This is a genomic window from Thioclava sp. F34-6, from assembly GCF_002213235.1.
In the GTDB taxonomy this organism is placed as follows: domain Bacteria; phylum Pseudomonadota; class Alphaproteobacteria; order Rhodobacterales; family Rhodobacteraceae; genus Thioclava; species Thioclava nitratireducens.
Genome location: NZ_NBOA01000010.1, coordinates 1 through 15,180, shown reverse-complemented (window position 1 = coordinate 15,180; position 15,180 = coordinate 1). Strand labels below are relative to the sequence as shown.

The 15,180-nt window shown below is 59.1% G+C and carries 17 protein-coding genes; 11 read left to right on the top strand and 6 right to left on the bottom strand.

Annotation, left to right across the window (positions count from 1 at the left end):
- Window positions 1-279 precede the first annotated feature (279 nt).
- The 7 genes from B6V72_RS17645 to B6V72_RS17615 all read left to right on the top strand — a co-directional run bounded on the left by B6V72_RS17645 (window position 280) and on the right by B6V72_RS17615 (window position 7,935).
- Entirely contained in the window at window positions 280-1,068 is a 789-nt protein-coding gene (locus B6V72_RS17645) for a hypothetical protein (RefSeq protein ID WP_088736201.1), read from the top strand.
- Window positions 1,069-1,801: 733 nt separating this feature from the next.
- Window positions 1,802-2,215, top strand: coding sequence for a hypothetical protein (locus tag B6V72_RS17640; RefSeq protein ID WP_088736200.1), 414 nt, complete (start codon window positions 1,802-1,804; stop codon window positions 2,213-2,215).
- 239 nt (window positions 2,216-2,454) lie between these two features.
- Entirely contained in the window at window positions 2,455-2,844 is a 390-nt protein-coding gene (locus B6V72_RS17635) for a hypothetical protein (RefSeq protein ID WP_146194492.1), read from the top strand.
- A 283-nt stretch (window positions 2,845-3,127) separates the two neighbouring features.
- Window positions 3,128-3,481, top strand: coding sequence for an antitoxin Xre/MbcA/ParS toxin-binding domain-containing protein (locus B6V72_RS17630; RefSeq protein ID WP_240497755.1), 354 nt, complete (start codon window positions 3,128-3,130; stop codon window positions 3,479-3,481).
- A gap of 692 nt (window positions 3,482-4,173) precedes the next feature.
- Window positions 4,174-6,120, top strand: a complete 1,947-nt coding sequence (locus B6V72_RS17625) for a hypothetical protein (RefSeq protein ID WP_088736198.1) — start codon at window positions 4,174-4,176, stop codon at window positions 6,118-6,120.
- Window positions 6,110-7,450, top strand: a complete 1,341-nt coding sequence (locus B6V72_RS17620) for a hypothetical protein (protein ID WP_088736197.1) — start codon at window positions 6,110-6,112, stop codon at window positions 7,448-7,450. Before B6V72_RS17625 ends, B6V72_RS17620 begins: the two co-directional genes overlap by 11 nt.
- Before the next feature lie 77 nt (window positions 7,451-7,527).
- Window positions 7,528-7,935: a DNA-binding protein gene (locus B6V72_RS17615; protein ID WP_088736196.1), complete on the top strand. Its 408-nt coding sequence runs from the start codon at window positions 7,528-7,530 to the stop codon at window positions 7,933-7,935.
- 287 nt (window positions 7,936-8,222) lie between these two features.
- Here B6V72_RS17615 and B6V72_RS17610 read toward each other — a convergent pair whose 3' ends face one another.
- From B6V72_RS17610 to B6V72_RS17590, 5 genes are all read right to left on the bottom strand, one after another.
- Complete coding sequence (locus B6V72_RS17610) at window positions 8,223-8,609, bottom strand: hypothetical protein (protein WP_088736195.1); 387 nt, start codon at window positions 8,607-8,609, stop codon at window positions 8,223-8,225.
- Between the two features lie 570 nt (window positions 8,610-9,179).
- On the bottom strand, window positions 9,180-9,605 hold the full coding sequence (locus B6V72_RS17605; RefSeq protein ID WP_088736194.1) for a DUF6527 family protein: 426 nt from the start codon (window positions 9,603-9,605) through the stop codon (window positions 9,180-9,182).
- On the bottom strand, window positions 9,595-10,779 hold the full coding sequence (locus tag B6V72_RS17600) for a ThiF family adenylyltransferase (protein ID WP_088736193.1): 1,185 nt from the start codon (window positions 10,777-10,779) through the stop codon (window positions 9,595-9,597). Before B6V72_RS17600 ends, B6V72_RS17605 begins: the two co-directional genes overlap by 11 nt.
- A complete protein-coding gene (locus B6V72_RS17595; RefSeq protein ID WP_088736192.1) occupies window positions 10,754-11,020 on the bottom strand; it encodes a multiubiquitin domain-containing protein in 267 nt (88 codons plus the stop codon). The genes B6V72_RS17600 and B6V72_RS17595 overlap by 26 nt, the downstream gene beginning before the upstream one ends.
- Before the next feature lie 17 nt (window positions 11,021-11,037).
- Window positions 11,038-11,271: a DUF2188 domain-containing protein gene (locus B6V72_RS17590; RefSeq protein WP_088736227.1), complete on the bottom strand. Its 234-nt coding sequence runs from the start codon at window positions 11,269-11,271 to the stop codon at window positions 11,038-11,040.
- A gap of 141 nt (window positions 11,272-11,412) precedes the next feature.
- Here B6V72_RS17590 and B6V72_RS17585 point away from each other — a divergent pair, with 141 nt between their 5' ends.
- The 4 genes from B6V72_RS17585 to B6V72_RS17570 all read left to right on the top strand — a co-directional run bounded on the left by B6V72_RS17585 (window position 11,413) and on the right by B6V72_RS17570 (window position 14,603).
- Window positions 11,413-11,736: a helix-turn-helix transcriptional regulator gene (locus tag B6V72_RS17585; protein WP_088736191.1), complete on the top strand. Its 324-nt coding sequence runs from the start codon at window positions 11,413-11,415 to the stop codon at window positions 11,734-11,736.
- Window positions 11,733-12,644, top strand: a complete 912-nt coding sequence (locus B6V72_RS17580) for an ImmA/IrrE family metallo-endopeptidase (protein ID WP_088736190.1) — start codon at window positions 11,733-11,735, stop codon at window positions 12,642-12,644. Before B6V72_RS17585 ends, B6V72_RS17580 begins: the two co-directional genes overlap by 4 nt.
- A 143-nt stretch (window positions 12,645-12,787) precedes the next feature.
- On the top strand, window positions 12,788-13,378 hold the full coding sequence (locus B6V72_RS17575; protein ID WP_088736226.1) for a helix-turn-helix domain-containing protein: 591 nt from the start codon (window positions 12,788-12,790) through the stop codon (window positions 13,376-13,378).
- On the top strand, window positions 13,371-14,603 hold the full coding sequence (locus B6V72_RS17570) for a HipA domain-containing protein (protein ID WP_088736189.1): 1,233 nt from the start codon (window positions 13,371-13,373) through the stop codon (window positions 14,601-14,603). The genes B6V72_RS17575 and B6V72_RS17570 overlap by 8 nt, the downstream gene beginning before the upstream one ends.
- A gap of 378 nt (window positions 14,604-14,981) precedes the next feature.
- Here B6V72_RS17570 and B6V72_RS19315 read toward each other — a convergent pair.
- Window positions 14,982-15,180: hypothetical protein (locus B6V72_RS19315; RefSeq protein ID WP_206185813.1), on the bottom strand; the 199-nt coding region annotated here is incomplete at its 5' end.

The window sequence follows — 15,180 nt, the reverse complement described above, 5'->3', positions numbered from 1 at the left end:
TGGGGATTTCTGAGATTTCTTCTAAGTTCTGTCATTTCTCGTAGAAGTAATCCTCGCGAAATCAATCACCTAAGGAAAATCCGCAGGGTCAGATCCGGGGTGGCACTGATCCGAAACGGGGCAGGGCCCGGACGTTTCGGGGGCCGCCACCTCGCGAACGGGTTTGCCAAACCGTGAAACGGGTTGGTCACACCCCGAGGTCAACTGCTCCCGCGATTTCCGCGCGCTTCGGAAAAGGCACATCTGCTCATCGATCGTTAACACGAAAGAGGAGCAGATATGCCGGCTGACAACGGTAAGATTCAGATCGCGCAGGTGCTTGTCGAGCATCTCAGAGCGGCGAGGTTCAGTCTCGCGTCTCTCAAGCTGATCCTCGCGATGCTTCATCACCAGGACGTACAAGAACTCTGGATCCGTGAGGCGATTGAGACGCCGAGCCTTGCGAGGACATGGATCGACGGGACCCGGCTCCGCGCGATCGTAGGACCGCGCCGCGAAAACGGCGCGACGTCGCTGCATCGGCTCGTTGCAGAAGCGAAGACAACGGACTTGTTCGATGACATCCGCCTTATCGAACGCAACAGGATTCTGGCATGGCAGTTCTCCGGCCTCGTTCAACGGTTCATGGCTGATCGTTTATCTGACTACTACACGCTCCTCGATTTGGCCGAGATCGCAGACTGTGGGAGCCTTGAGGATCTCAACTACCTCATCGTGCTCCGACATGTCTTCAAAGGTAAGGCACCGAAATTCCAGGGCCCTTCGTCGATGAACTGGAGCCGCCTACGCGGCAAACACATGGCGTCTTTGACGCGGATTGCGAAGATGACCGGGGTGACGCTCGTAGTCATCGAGAGCCGGGACAGACAAGACTATGGCTTGCATCACGTCGAATGCAGGGTCTGTCACGCTCAGACGACGTGGTGGATTTCGGCGATCCGAAAATATCCTGCGGGCGCGAAAGTGACGCTGATTGACGCCTCTGGCAGCCGGAAGATCGACCCAACAACATTCGACTTCAGCCACTTGCCGGGGGTCGTCCCAAGTCCTCCGCCCCGTAGTCAGTAATTCGCCAAGTGGAAGGTACTGCCGTGGGCCTCAGGTCCCCAGAAGGGACGACACGCCGGCGCGGCGCGCGCCGATGCGGTGCTGTCGGGCCACCGCATCGGCACGCTTTCCGTGCCGGCTTTATAGGAGTTTCCCCTTGTCTTTGTTTTCGACTGAACCCGTTTTCCCGGGCGATATTGTGTCGTTCAGGTTCCCCTACTCGGAAGGGATGGCGCCGTATGCGCGACCCTGCCTCGTTCTCGATGCGACGGAAAACGACGTCTTGCTCGCATACGGTACCACGTCTCGCTCGCGTGCGAACGTCGGCTTTGAATTGCGTGTGACTGCCGAGTTCGCTGAATGTGGCCTCGATAAAGCGAGTCGGTTTGTGCTGTCGCGTCGCGTGCGGGTGGCCCGATCGGACCAACGTATTGTGCCGAATGCCTCCGGAACCCCGGTCCTCGGGCGTCTCACTGAAGCTCTGCGACGTCGTCAAGACGACCTCTTCGCCCGGATTGAAGCCAGCTGGCCGACCGCGGAACGCAGGATCGAAGCGGAGCGCCGTGGATTGCACCCGCGGAAAGGCGATCGCCGTCGCCGGGGAGGGGAGCCGTACCAGGTCTGAGCGTTTGCGCGCGCCGACCCCGGCGCAGGCTTTAGATCCGGTTGGTTCCGCGGGCATCGCGCATGGCGCCCGCGGATCCCTCCCGGATCAGAAGCCGGGTGCGATGCCTCAAGATAGGAAGGTAATTCTATGCACAATCGTGACAAACTCGATGCGATCGAAGGGTTCGGTCAACGCAATCTGACCAGTCTGCAGCCACTGCTTGCGCACGCACATGAAGCGATCTGGGTCGAGCGGCTGAAGACTTGGCTGACGGCATGCGCCCTCTCCCCGGACAATGCGCTTCGTGCGGCCGCTCTCGAATATGCCGTCGTCGATCTCGTGACCCTGGAGCTATCCCGTCAGTCTTACACTCTTGCAGATGATGGTCTCCAGCTGACGGACCGGGGCGGCACGCTCGTGGTCCGCCGGACGCTCGCGGAGTTGCTTCTCGTTCTCAGCACCTGCGATGCACGATCGGCGCGTCAACTCGCGGCGCTCGCGTGCGCAAGCCGCAAGGAACGGCTGGAGCATATACGATCCAGAATCATCGAAAGCGTATGAAAGGAAGCCGGCCGCCGGAGTCACGGCGGTCGGCATGACTGAACCGGATGAACGCCAACTGGAAGATGGCGCTCAACTTCTCGACCAAGCAGGCCGGTGCACGCTCTTTCCCACACAAACTATAGTTTGTGTGGGAAACGATCAGGCTCGGACTTAGACGAGGAGACCTCCTCTGAGTGTCCGCTGCTGTGCGAACAAAACGGGCGGCACCGTCAAGTGTAAGAAAAGGATAATGAAATATGACTGGACTCTCTCGCTCACCGGCCTTGCGCGCTGCGATGGAGCGTACGACGGCAGCGGCGAAGCAACTCGAACACGACACCACCCAGATCGCATGCTGGATCGAAATCAAACACCCCGGCTCACTCACCGCTCTCGAAGTGCAGCGGCACTATTCTTGCGATGACAATGCGATAGCCCATGTTGTTCCGCTCGTTTCCGATGTGGAAATGCGCCGTATGATCCGGCGCGATGCAGAGACGGCGTTTCGCGCGCTCGGCTACGCGCTCGAGCCCGAAGGGCGGGATGTTTTCTCGATCTTCGCTCGGGTGCAAAACCAATCAAACCACGCACTCCTTCACGCATTTGCTGAAATTGAAAGAACCCTGCTCAAGGCGACTGAGCCGTGAGCCAGTCGCGAAGGAACGCAGAGTGGTGATGAATGAAGGCCGTGACCCGATGACAGTTACGGCCATGTTGGTTTGAGATGGCCAATTCTGGCCATGGGGGCGACGCGGAGGAACTGGTGCCGACGCACCGTCAATTGCGGCCTGTCGGTCAGACGAGTTGTTTTGAAGACGTCCCGACACTACCATCGTTGCAGCAACGGAGGCCCAACATGACGCAGGGCGTACAAGACTACCCGGTGCCCAAAGTCTGGCTCGGAGAGCGCGAACACGGCGGGAAAAAGAGATGAGCTTTCTGACCGAGTGCATGCGTGACGATCGGATAGATTTGGGTCTGATTGCGGCCAAGCTGGGTACGTCCGAAGAAGATATCGCGGAGGCCACTGGCCTCGATCGGGATGCGCATGAGCGTCCTGCTCGCGTTGGCTGCGCAAGTGCGCAACGTCGCCTGCGCAAAATGCTTGAGATCTTGGACCGTGTCATCCCACGCGTCGGCACTCCAAGCGCTGCCTACGCTTGGTATCGCGCCGAGCCGCTGCCGGGCTTTTCGGGATCGACGCCGATGCAGCTTGTTTTGCAAGGCCGGGCGGCCGAGGTGATCAACTACATCGATGCTGTTGACGCTGGCGTCTACAGCTGAGCGAGCTTCTTCAGGAGGTCGCCACTCTCATCTGCGGTTATCTCGGTCCGCGCGCGCGGCGAAAATGGTCACTTCCTCCGGGCAGGGTTCCCCCCATGATATCGGTGAAGCGATCTAACCATGCGCGCTTTTCGTCTGAGTTAAGCTCGCTCGTCTGCATCTAGCCAGCGAGCACGGCGGCGATCTTCTCTGGGCCGAATTTTGCATCATCGTCTTCGCCACTTTGACACCTCCGATGATCCGCCCAGTACCAATCCCAACTCACATTTCGCGGGGCAGACTGGTTTAGACAATCGCAAACAGGCTCGCGGCTATGCCGGACACTCGATTCGTTGAAGCGATCCAGATTTGTGCGCTGGCGAGCTATTCTGGGTGCGGCCTTGTCACGCAGCCCGATAGATTTGCGCTGCTGCAGCCTTGTGGGCTCCCCCATCCCCCATTGTCTATGAGAGCGAGTATCCGAACGCGCCTTGCCGTCGCCGCTCTGAGACCACGGCTGTGTTGCTGGACGAGGCGTGAGGTCCGAGAAAAGCTTGTCGGAAGATGTGATCCGAAGCTCGGCCCCTAATCTTCAGGAAATCTGTCGCCCGATTTCAGATGAAAGGCGCTCTTTCACTATCTCCAGTTCGGCTCCAGCCCGGCCCCCTCGACTTGAGGGGCCGTGCAGGGGCCCAAACTCAGGAGATATGAAAATGACTCAACATACTTTCCGTGACCTTCTGGATTGGGCAATCGCGAAAGGGGAGGGGGCGGACACGATCCGGGCGATTCAATATGTCCCGGCGCGGCTCGGCATGCTCGATCATGACATCGTCACCTTGCCTGCCGACATGCACTTCTTTGAGACCACCGTCGCCGGGCACGGGTATGCACTGATCAGCCGCGCGCAAAACATGAAACAAAACGGGCGCCGGGCGGATTCCCGAATCCGCGCTGCGTTGCGGCGGTTCCTGCAGGCATTGGCAGTCTTGCCAGCTCCGACGCCGGCGCACCGGCAACGCTATTCGCAGTTGATGGCACTGATTGAAGCCGAAGAAGGAGTGCCCGGCTCTGGCGCGCTGTGGAATACGGGGCGCCATCGTAGCCTCGTGACCCTTCGGGCGCGGGCACGATGCGCCCCGGAAGAGCTAAGCCAGAGCGAAATAGACCGGATCGGGCAAGAGGGTTCCGCGAAGGTCCGTAAAAGCCTGTGTAAGTCAGTCGCATTCCTGAATTCTCTCACGAAGGACGTGGAAACGTTGCCTGCCATTCAGGCGTACCTACCTGCGACGGAGTTGCGTTTGCCACCCGGATCGGCCCGAGCGCGACGGATCGACTGGGATGCGTTGCCGGAAGAGTTCAAGATTTCCTTCGAGACACTTGCAGATGCCTGTCTCGCGGATAGCGAAAATAGAGCTGACGCGATGCTCGCCCGGATTGAGGCTGGGGAAGACCCTGAGAAGGTTGCGGCGGAAGCTGATCTTCTGGCGCAGCAGGGCGGTCGGGATTCGGGAAAGCCGACCGCGGCGCGCACCGGGTACCGTGAAGCGGTCGCTTGGTTGGTCCGCGCTTGGGAAGACAGTGGCGGCGATGCCGCGGATCTTCAAGACGTGCGCGAGCTCTTCGAGCTACAGACGATCAGGGCGGCGATCACGCAGCAGCTCGAACGATCCGATAGCGGGTTTGATCTCAAAGCCGGACTGGAATCGACGACGTTAAAAACGCGGCTGACGCGGCTCATCACCCTGGCGCGCCGCGGGTTTCAGGACGCGGGCTCCGCGGCGGTGATCACGCTTCTCAAGACCAAGCATTACGACGCGCCGCGGGCAAAACGGAAAGCGTCCAAAAGTAGCGCGGTCATGATGGAGGTCGACCGGATTGCGGGAACGTTGCAGCAGCGGCCGGAACTCGCGTCGGTTTGGGCCAATGCGCCAACGCGCATCGCGGGCTCTGCGGAGCGCGCGCTCGGCGATGCAACCCGCATGAAGAAACAGTCCCGGGAAATAACGGCACTGCGTCTCCTTGCAGGTGCCGTGGCGTATGCGATTCAGATGTCGCGGCCGCTCCGAACACGTTGCCTGCGACACACTCGGATAGCGTCCAAGGGCGAGGCCCACGCAAATCTGCTCCGTTCCTCGCCGAACCAGACGATGCTCACGTTTCGGTTCGCTCCCTGGGAGACCAAGAATGACGCCTGGATCAACGTGGATGTTGTCGGAAGTGATGCGGAAATCGTCCGCGCCTGGCTTGAGACTTGGCGCCCGAGATTGATCGAACTGCAGGGTTTGGATCCGGATAATGTCTATCTTTTCCCCGGCAATGCCCTGCCGCCGCAAGACGAAGGCGATCCAATCGCATTGCCACGCGGAAGCTACTCTACCAGCGCCTTTCTCGATTTATGGCGTGACGCTTCGAACGTGCTGGGCTGGCACGAGACACCCCATCGAATGCGACACGTCGTGGCTCTTCTCAGCCTCGCCATTCGGCCGGGGGATCACGCCTTCACCTCTTCTGTTCTCGGGATTCTCGAGAGTACGGCACGTAAGTATTACGGACGCGACGACGGGCAAGCCGCAGCACGCGAGGCGCGCGCGGCGATCCTCGCCGAGCATCCGGACATCTTCAAGACACTCACAAGGAGACTGCGCGATGCGCGATGATATAGCCCGTGCGCGGTTGGCGTGCGTTCCTGCTTCAGTGCGCGATCGGATGATGGCCGCCCGGGAAGATTTGCCGAGTGGCGCGATTACTGCGGTTGCGCGGTTTTTCGATTCACTGGCCGCCACTCAGGATGATCCGACGTTCCCGTCGCGAGCCAGTTTTGAGGCGGCCTGCCGCAATGAATCCGCCTTGGCTTTGCTGTTGCGGGTGCTCGAGCGCTACGCCCCCGACATGAGCCTTGCCGAGGGACGAGGGCTTCGCAAGGATTACTACCGTGCCCGATCCCCGGGAGCTGCCTCGACCAGTTCTCTGGTCCCGCGGCTCCCCGCCGAGCCGCGTGGCTGGCCCGCGCACTGGGCTATGCTGCTGCCAGCTTTGCACGAGGCACCGATCGCCGAGAGCACGCTGCGCCGGCATGTGGCCTCGATTAACCGCTGCGCAGAACTCCTGCCCAGCATGACCTGCCCTCCGCGGATAGGTTGGTTGCTTGGATGGGAGATGGCGCGAAAGTTTCGCGCGGAGTCGCTGCGGCCTGCGACGATCGCGAACTATCTCGGCGGTTTGGTGGGCCTCGCAGTCCATGGCGGGCTTGATGCGGACGCGATCGCCGGATTGCGATCCGTTCAGATGGGGCTCCTTCGGGAAGCGAGGCGGATTCCGAAACTCAAGCAGTCGCGTATCGAGGCGCTATATCAAAACGGGGGCTATGCGGAAGTCGTTCGGGCAATCCTTCGGTGTCTCGATCAGGCCGACGCCATTGCTGACTGGAGGTCGGAAGCGGAAACCGCCCGCGCGACAGCGGCCATCCTCGCGGTGACGCTGAACGTTCCGCCTCGCAGCGGGGACATCACGTCGTGGCGTCTCGGCGAAGCTCTAATGCGCGAGCCTTGGGGGGCTTGGCGCTTACGGTGGCAGCAGGAAAAGACCGGTGTCTGGCTGGATGCCGGCACGCTCTGGCCGGAGATCGGTTGGGTTCTCGATCAGCATCTTCTGGCAGGTCGACCGCTACGTCACGCCTATCGGCGCTATACTGAACTCCTGGGGAAGAATTGGCTTTCGCATGAGCGGGAAGGCTTTGACCGAAGCTGGGCGAGCGAGAAGATCAAAGCCGCGATCGGTGTCCCGCTTCACGACCTCCGGACATTGTCCGCTGACTATATGCGGCTGCACGATCCTGTGGCAGCGCCGGCAGTCGTTGCCGCGTTGCTGGGTCATTCCAGCACAGAAGCCGGGGCTGAATACGCGGCGCTCACCCAGCAGACAGCTGCACAAAGGGAATGGATGGAGATCCGCGCGATACATGCTCAGAGCGACAAACGATCAGGGTAAGCATCGGGGCGAGTGACGCGCCGCAATTTCTGTCGAGATCGTTTTGAGGCGGCGGGCTCGGGAACAATCTCTATCGCATGGATCATGCACATGACTTTGCTCTCGACGTGGCCGCCGCCGCCTCGCATTTTGCGCTCACCGAGGCGACGGTGCGCAGCTATCTTCGTGACGGTCGCCTGGCCGGTGTCCGGCTGAAAGGGGATTGGAAAACCTCTTGGGATCAGCTCTGGGCGGTCGAGCGCGGGCCGACCCCAACCGCTCTCAATCGGCGGGCCTACCAGGTGCCGCTTCTTTCCAAGTCTGGTCTCGCCCGCCACCTCGATACCAGCGTCCGAACCGTCGAAGGCTGGCTCCTACAGGGCATGCCGACCCGGAACGTCTACTCCAACGTGCGCATCGCGCCGATTGATGCGGAAAACTGGCTCATTCAAGCTTTGGGTTTGTCCGAGAAAGAAGGGGCCGTATTGCGCGGTCTGCTGCGTTAATCGGCGATTGTGAATGTGCCCGGCACCCGATGACCTGAGAGGCCGACATCAGGTCGCCTCTCTCCGCTTTGCGTAGCATTGGTGAGGCCGATACAACTCTTTGCGCCGAAGTCGGAAGTCGAGCCGGCGGTTGGTTCCACGCGAAGCTGGAGCCCAAATGTTCTCTGGATGGCTCGGTAAGATATCGGTCAGCACTCGACGCATGATTTGGCGGCTGCGTAAGATCCTCGGAGACATGCGGAGATGGCGGTATGGACCGCCATCGTCATCAAGCTCGGTGAGTTGTATCAGGGCTGGTAAGCGGCAACGATCAGTTTGTTGCCGACTATGGTAAATGGCAGCTCGCGAGAGCCGGTTACGATCTCACACAGAATAGTCGCGCCATGAAGAAACGCGTTTCGGGGATTGTCGTAGGGGAACGCATCGGGAGAGCCGAGGCAGTTCTGCTCTCCGGCGGGCACGTCTCGGAAGGTAATCGTGGAGACCCAGCCGTTGCCAAGCGGCTCAACGTAAAAATCGTCGATCCGGTCCGCAGTGAAGTGGCGCGGGAAATTCGTCGCCGGCTGCTTGTCTGGGACCCGGCCCGTCGCCTCGAGTGCCTGCATGACGATTTCGAGCAGATTGGGGCGAGCGGTTTGGGAATTCGACAGGCGCTGCTGAGAGTTGATGGTCATAATTTTCTCCGTAGATGAGGTGGTTCAAGAGCGGGAAGCCGTCGCTCGAAAAGAACATCGGATCGGTCCCGTCACAGGAGAAATGCCTCAGTCGATTTTTTTGGTTGATGATCGTTGCGCCGCTCGCTTTGGTCAGTTTCGGCGACGCTCCGTGCAGTCGACAATTGTACGGCTATTTGGCGCCTTCGAAATTGCCGGGAGGCGACATACTTTTTCCCTCTTATCCACGAGAAAAAGCAGGAGGCGCGCGAAACTTGCATTCGTTAGCTTCGCGGACCTTCCGGCCGTTCGCCGCATGTGCTTGATTTCCGCGGCGCCTCTGAAGTCACGAGGGAGGAAGGGCGGGGAGCTGACCTTCGCTGCCCCCGGGACGAACGGCAGGGGTGCGCAGTGGAGCTGACTTTGCAAAGTCGCGGGTTTTGGCGGCGGGTAGAGAGGCATATGCTGAATGCACAGCTGGATAAGCCGCCTTTCGCCGCAGGTGCAGCCGCCATACATCATCGAACGGAAGGGGTGCGGGATAAGGACGAGACCGCTCTCGCGGCACGGTACCGGCGTCGGGACCAACCGTTACTTGCCGCCTAGCCACCGCCGGAAACGTTGCCAAAGGCCTTGTGGCGCATCCGCATTCGCCTGTGCTGCGGAAACTTCCGGCACATCGTAGTAGCGGCTTTTGGCGCGACGGTCGTGTGCTCGCCCTGCGGCAATCTGTTCATCGCTCATATCACCCGTCCACCGGATATCGCTTTGCTTGATCCAGTAGTGCGACCGACAGGGAAAGCTCCAGTTCCCGATGGACGGCGAGAGCGAGACCGACACGCCGTCATAGCCCATCTTCCAGTCGGTCGGGCTTAAAGGCGTGACCACTTCGCGGCCGCAGCCACAGGCGCATTTGTGAACGGCCGTTGCGTAGTCCATGGCGAGGTAAAGAACGCCCTCCTCGGTGCGCTCTGGAATCGCATCTACAAATTTGTGGGTAATTTTCTTAATCGCCATCGCGCTTGTCCATGTTGTCTATTGTGTTGCCGTCAATCGTGTAGTTGCTGGAATGCTCGCCCTCAAAATCGGCATAAAACCCTACCAGCTTTTTCCACCGGATCACCGCGAGCGTCGCGTTCAGTGCGTTTAGATCAGCCACCTGGATGTTCGTGGCGTAGGCGTCATCTACGTCCGCTTCGCCCATCCCCACGCGGCGACGTAGTGGCTCGCGCTGTTCAGCGGTACTCAGCGTCACTCGCAGCACGCCCACCAGAGCATCGTCGCCCATCTCGATGCCCATACCAACATCGATGAAGGGGGTGCCCTGTTCTTCGAGACGTTCGACCGCCGGGCGTTTGGCCGCGCCGGAATCAACGCACACGAAGACGAAATCCATCTCGTCCAGAAGGTCCGCGTTGGATTCGTCGAGATAGACCGGGTGCGGGACTATCCCTTTGCGCATGAGCGCATAAAGCGCTGCGAAGTAATCGACCTTTTTGTTTCGCTCGCGCAGTGTTTCGATGCTGGGCGCACCGGGGCTGCGGAAGGCGTTGTGCTGAAGAAAATCATCGCCATCGATGAGATGCAGCTCGCGGATCGGTGTCTTGGCGAGCAGATCGAGCACGTAAGAGCCCGTCCCGCCGAGGCCGACAATGGCAACCTTATTCATCGCCAGCTTGTCCGAGAGGCCGCCGATCCCAGCCCGTGTCGAAGCCGTGTCATGGTAGTTGAACACTGGATCGGGCTCATCGGAGTTTGCCACCACGTAAGTGCGCGCATCAGCTGACGGATCGATCTTCCGCGCAGGCGATGCGATCATCTCCACATAGGTGGTCATCTTGTGTTCGTAGTCGCGGTAGCCCTCTTTCGGTTTTGCCGAAAACATATGGTCTACCGTGATGTCCTTGCCGAGGGTCTGACGCCTGCTGGAATGCCTGATGCCTTCGAACGTTTTGCCGTTCTGATCGCAAGGATGTTCGCCTACGAAGTACGCCTTGTGGTCGCTCGGGGTCATCGTCGCATCCCCGTTCATCTGCAGAACAGAAACGAGCGTACCAAGCTTCACCTCGCGATTGGCGTTCACGTAGGGCACGTTGGAGATCACGAGGTGGCCACCTTTCACAGCCACCTCGTATCCGCCTTCTTCGAGGGCCTTGAGATCGGCGTTACGACTTATCAGTTGCCGTGACATTGAAGATCATGCCCTCCTTCAGCTTCACAGTATCGCCGTCATCCAGCGTGCCCTCGGGCTTGTTGCCCTGGCCGCGCCGGTAAGTGATCGTGAAGCAGATCAACGCGCCCGTGGGCGGGTTTTCGTAAGCAAGGGCGACCAGATCGTCCTCGCCAAGCTCTGTCGCCGTCACCGTCTTCTCGCGGCCGTTCACGACAATCGTGTACTCTTTTGCGGGTTTGCCCGTTTCGTCCTTCGCCATGGCCGTGTCCTTTCTGTTTAGCCTTTGGGCGGGAACGGATCGCCACCGTGGCTGTCGCTGTTGGCGATCCGTCCGTCGCGGTTGTGGATACGCAGTTCGCTTTGCTGGTTGCGGCTGATTTCACGTCCGCGATCGACGGCGTCCTGCTTGGTTTCATGGTGGCTGCTGGCGCGGGATGCGCCGCCACGCTTCACATCCCATCCGCCTGCCGGGTTCGGCACGACGTGATGGGTCTTCGGTCCCTTACTCATGGTTTTCATACCTCCTGGTCGTTAGGAGCGCAGTCACAAAAAGTGCGCCTACTCCGAACATCTTATGTTTGTTGAAAGTCAGAAGTCAAGCACGTAAAGTGTGCCTTTACCGAACAGGAAGATCGACGGGGAGTCCGCCATATGACCAACAGCTTGGGAGAGAAGATTCGCCGCTTACGGAAGGAGCAAAAGCTCACGCTCGACAAACTTGCCGAGCTCACCGGCTCCAGCAAAAGCTACATATGGGAGCTGGAGAACAAGAACCCGCCGCGTCCCTCGGCGGAGAAATTGGCTAAGATCGCGGGAGCGCTTGGCGTCACGATTGAGTACCTGCTCGATGAAAAGCAGGCGATCACAGAGGAAGACGCTGTCGATGCGCAGTTCTATCGCGAGTACAAACACATGGACGCCGACACGAAAGAAAAAATCCGTGAGATGGTGAAACTATGGGGGAAACCCGGATGACCAAGCCGAAGTCGCCACAACGATGGGCATACGATCTGACCATCATCCTGAACACCTTGGGTGGCGACGATCGCTTCCCGGTGAATGTTGAAGCGCTCGCCTGTGATTTTTCCAGGCAGCGCTTTCCTGACGATCCTATAAGCCTTGTGCAGGGCGCCCCGCTGAAAGGGTTCGAGGGCGCCTTGATGAAAGCTCCGCCTGGCGAGAAAGGCTGGGGCATCTTTTTCAATTCGGACACAGCATCGCCGGGGCGGATCAACTTTACCCTCGCCCACGAGTTCGGGCACTACCTCTTGCACAGGCAGGATCATCCCGACGGTATCCAGTGCAGTAGCGAGGACATGGAGCGCTGGGACAGCAAGTACCGGCAGATCGAGAAAGAGGCGAACGAGTTTGCCGCAAATCTCCTGATGCCGCTGGATGACTTCCGCGCGCAGATTGCTCCGAAATCTCAGCCTGACCTAGAGACTTTGGGGGCATGCGCGGACCGCTACGGCGTGTCCCTGATCGCGGCGACGCTGCGCTGGCTGCAGTACACCGAGCGCCGTGCAGTTCTTGTGAAGTCTATCGACGGCTTCATTCATTGGGCGCGGTCGAGTGATCGCGCCTTGCGCACAGGTGCCTATTTCAAAACGTCTGGGCGGCCACCAATCGAGATACCGACGACCGCGATACCGTCAACGGAAACCGAACTGGTTCGGCGAAAAGCAACGCGGGATCATGAGTCGGGAATCTGGTTCAAAGAGCCCTGCACCGAGCATGCTCTGGTCTCCGAAGTCCACGACTTTGCGCTCTCCCTTATCCATCTTGGGGATGAATCATCACGCTTCGAGCTTTCCGAAGAGACCGAGGAAGACACATACGATCGCATGGTGAGCCGCACGCCGGGCTCCTCTTGGCTGGGCTAAAAGTGCGTCACAAGGCGATCTATAAAAGCAGATCATTGTCGTATTATGATGCGTGGAAATAGATCGAGACTTGAAAGTTCGCGCTCCAAATGATACATTTAAGCATATCAGGTGCTTTGCTTGATATGCAGGATTATATCAAAATGAGCTATGAGACCGAGAAACTGGCGGCGACACTGAAGGCTGCGCGTGAGAAGAAGGGGCTTAGCCAGCGTGCGCTAAGCGCGCGTGCAGGCGTGCCGCAATCGCATATCTCCAAGATCGAGAGCGGCGCGGTGAATCTTACCGTCTCAAGCCTGACCGCCATCGCCAACGCCCTTGATCTGGAACTGGCGCTCGTGCCGCGCAAGGCTGCGCCCGCCGTACGGACGATCACCCGTAGCGTAAACGACGCGCCGAAGGCCACGCCGGAAGCGCGCAAAGAGATTGCCCGGCTCGCCAAGCAGCTTGAGCACATCCAATCGCTCAAGATCGATAGCCCGGCCTTCGAAAACCTGCGGCGGCAGTTTCGGGAGATGCGGCAGTTCGAGAACTTGATCCGGAACACCGACACATTGCGCAGCATCCGTGAAGCTCTCAAAGCCGTGGATGACGCGGATGGCGTAGCAGCACTGCGAGACGCGTCAAAGCAGATGAACAGTTTGCGCAACCTGCTTGCTCATGGCGTATCCAACGAGGAGCAGACTCGATCGCCGCGCCCTGCCTATCGCCTTGATGGAGATAACGATGAGTAGTGTCTCCGTCCTGAACGTAAATCTGTATGGCGAGCCCATCGGCACGCTCACTAATCTCGGTGGCGATCGCACCATCTTTGCCTTCACGGACGAGTATATTGCTGACCCTGACAGGCCGACCCTCGGCCTCGCTTTCAAGGATGAGTACGGAGACCTCTATACGGATTTTCGGCCCTATCAGAAGCGGGTCATGCCCTTCTTCTCAAACCTTCTCCCCGAGGGCCATCTGCGCAAATACCTAGCCGAACAGGCGGGCGTAAACCCCGAACGTGAATTCTACCTGCTTTGGGCACTTGGCCATGATTTGCCCGGCGCGATCACAATCACCCCTGCCGAAGGTGAGGCATGGCCGCCGGACGCTGCCGATGGTAGCGATGATCAAAGTGATGATCAGCGAGAGAACGCTTTGCGGTTTTCGCTGGCAGGTGTTCAGCTAAAGTTTTCCGCAGTAATGGAAGCAAGTGGAGGGCTGACCATACCCGCCTCCGGTGTTGGGGGCTCCTGGATCGTAAAGCTACCCTCGCGTGAATTCGCAGGCGTCCCTGAAAATGAATTCTCGATGATGACGCTGGCAAGCCTTATCGGGATGAACGTCCCCGCCATCGATCTGGTCCACATCGATGCGATCAAGAATCTGCCCGACGGTATCGATAAGATCGGCGACCATGCCTTTGTGATCGAGCGCTTCGACCGTCTGTCCGACGGGTCGCGCGTGCATATCGAGGATTTTGCGCAGGTCTATGGGCTCTATCCCGAAGACAAATACGGCAATGGCACATTCCGCAACATCGCCCAAGTAATCGCCGCCGAAGGTAACGATGCCGACATCATCGAATATGTAAGGCGCCTGACTTTCAACATGCTGATCGGCAATGCCGACATGCACATGAAGAACTGGTCTTTGATCTATCCGGACAGGCGGTATGTCTCGCTCGCGCCAGCCTATGATTTTGTGGCAACTGTGCCCTACATTCCGGGTGATGCGACGAACATGAAGATCAGTCGTGCCAAAGTGTTCTCGGCATTCTCGGTGGATGAGCTAGAGCACCTTGCCGTCAAAGCTGCTATTCCAAAGAAGATGGCGATCGATGCTGCCAAAGAGACGGTCCAGCTTTTTCGGGAGCATTGGGAAGTTGAAGCGGCGAGCCTGCCGATGAGCGATGAAGTCAGGTCAGCCGTTGAGGCTCACATGAAGACGGTGCCAATCTTGGCAGAGCTGTCATAGGACAGGTGGTCCTGACCACCAGAAAAAGCTGGGCGACAACTGCGCCTTAGCTTTTAGCATGTTCGCAAATGCGCTTGTTCAGACAGAGCAAGGCTGAGTTTGCATAGATCGCGATCTGCGCTTCGCCGCTCCAACTACTGACCGCAGCATCAAGCAGGGCTGCCAGCGCCTGCTGAATGAAGGCTGTCGCGAAAAATGGACCAAATGCTTCGCACTCGCAGAAAAGCAGTCAATGCGCCTCATACCAATGTTGTGTTTTGGCTGACGCCAGTCATCCGCTGGGTTAGGCACGAATGTCGGCTGTGGGCCGGGAGTGTTATGGTTGTCTGCCAAGGGTGTTCACGCGGCCTGACGCGTCGCCTCATGATCTCTTGGAGCCTATTGCGGACGCGCTTCTCCCTCGCGAAGCTTCTCGACATCATGGTCAAGCTCGACCGAGATGTGGAGATAGGCTTCAGCAAATCCTCCGAGAAGGGCGGGTCGCGCTACTTCGTTCGAAACGTAAGCGGCGGCTGCATCCCACCTCAGGTTCAGCTTGACGGCTTGAAGTTCCACGGGAGAAGTTCGTCGATGCGGC

Coding starts and splice junctions, on each gene's coding strand:
- B6V72_RS17645 (WP_088736201.1), top strand. CDS start 280: ATGCCGGCTGACAACGGTAAGATTCAGATCGCGCAGGTGCTTGTCGAG.
- B6V72_RS17640 (WP_088736200.1), top strand. CDS start 1,802: ATGCACAATCGTGACAAACTCGATGCGATCGAAGGGTTCGGTCAACGC.
- B6V72_RS17635 (WP_146194492.1), top strand. CDS start 2,455: ATGACTGGACTCTCTCGCTCACCGGCCTTGCGCGCTGCGATGGAGCGT.
- B6V72_RS17630 (WP_240497755.1), top strand. CDS start 3,128: ATGAGCTTTCTGACCGAGTGCATGCGTGACGATCGGATAGATTTGGGT.
- B6V72_RS17625 (WP_088736198.1), top strand. CDS start 4,174: ATGACTCAACATACTTTCCGTGACCTTCTGGATTGGGCAATCGCGAAA.
- B6V72_RS17620 (WP_088736197.1), top strand. CDS start 6,110: ATGCGCGATGATATAGCCCGTGCGCGGTTGGCGTGCGTTCCTGCTTCA.
- B6V72_RS17615 (WP_088736196.1), top strand. CDS start 7,528: ATGGATCATGCACATGACTTTGCTCTCGACGTGGCCGCCGCCGCCTCG.
- B6V72_RS17610 (WP_088736195.1), bottom strand. CDS start 8,609: ATGACCATCAACTCTCAGCAGCGCCTGTCGAATTCCCAAACCGCTCGC.
- B6V72_RS17605 (WP_088736194.1), bottom strand. CDS start 9,605: ATGGCGATTAAGAAAATTACCCACAAATTTGTAGATGCGATTCCAGAG.
- B6V72_RS17600 (WP_088736193.1), bottom strand. CDS start 10,779: ATGTCACGGCAACTGATAAGTCGTAACGCCGATCTCAAGGCCCTCGAA.
- B6V72_RS17595 (WP_088736192.1), bottom strand. CDS start 11,020: ATGGCGAAGGACGAAACGGGCAAACCCGCAAAAGAGTACACGATTGTC.
- B6V72_RS17590 (WP_088736227.1), bottom strand. CDS start 11,271: ATGAGTAAGGGACCGAAGACCCATCACGTCGTGCCGAACCCGGCAGGC.
- B6V72_RS17585 (WP_088736191.1), top strand. CDS start 11,413: ATGACCAACAGCTTGGGAGAGAAGATTCGCCGCTTACGGAAGGAGCAA.
- B6V72_RS17580 (WP_088736190.1), top strand. CDS start 11,733: ATGACCAAGCCGAAGTCGCCACAACGATGGGCATACGATCTGACCATC.
- B6V72_RS17575 (WP_088736226.1), top strand. CDS start 12,788: ATGAGCTATGAGACCGAGAAACTGGCGGCGACACTGAAGGCTGCGCGT.
- B6V72_RS17570 (WP_088736189.1), top strand. CDS start 13,371: ATGAGTAGTGTCTCCGTCCTGAACGTAAATCTGTATGGCGAGCCCATC.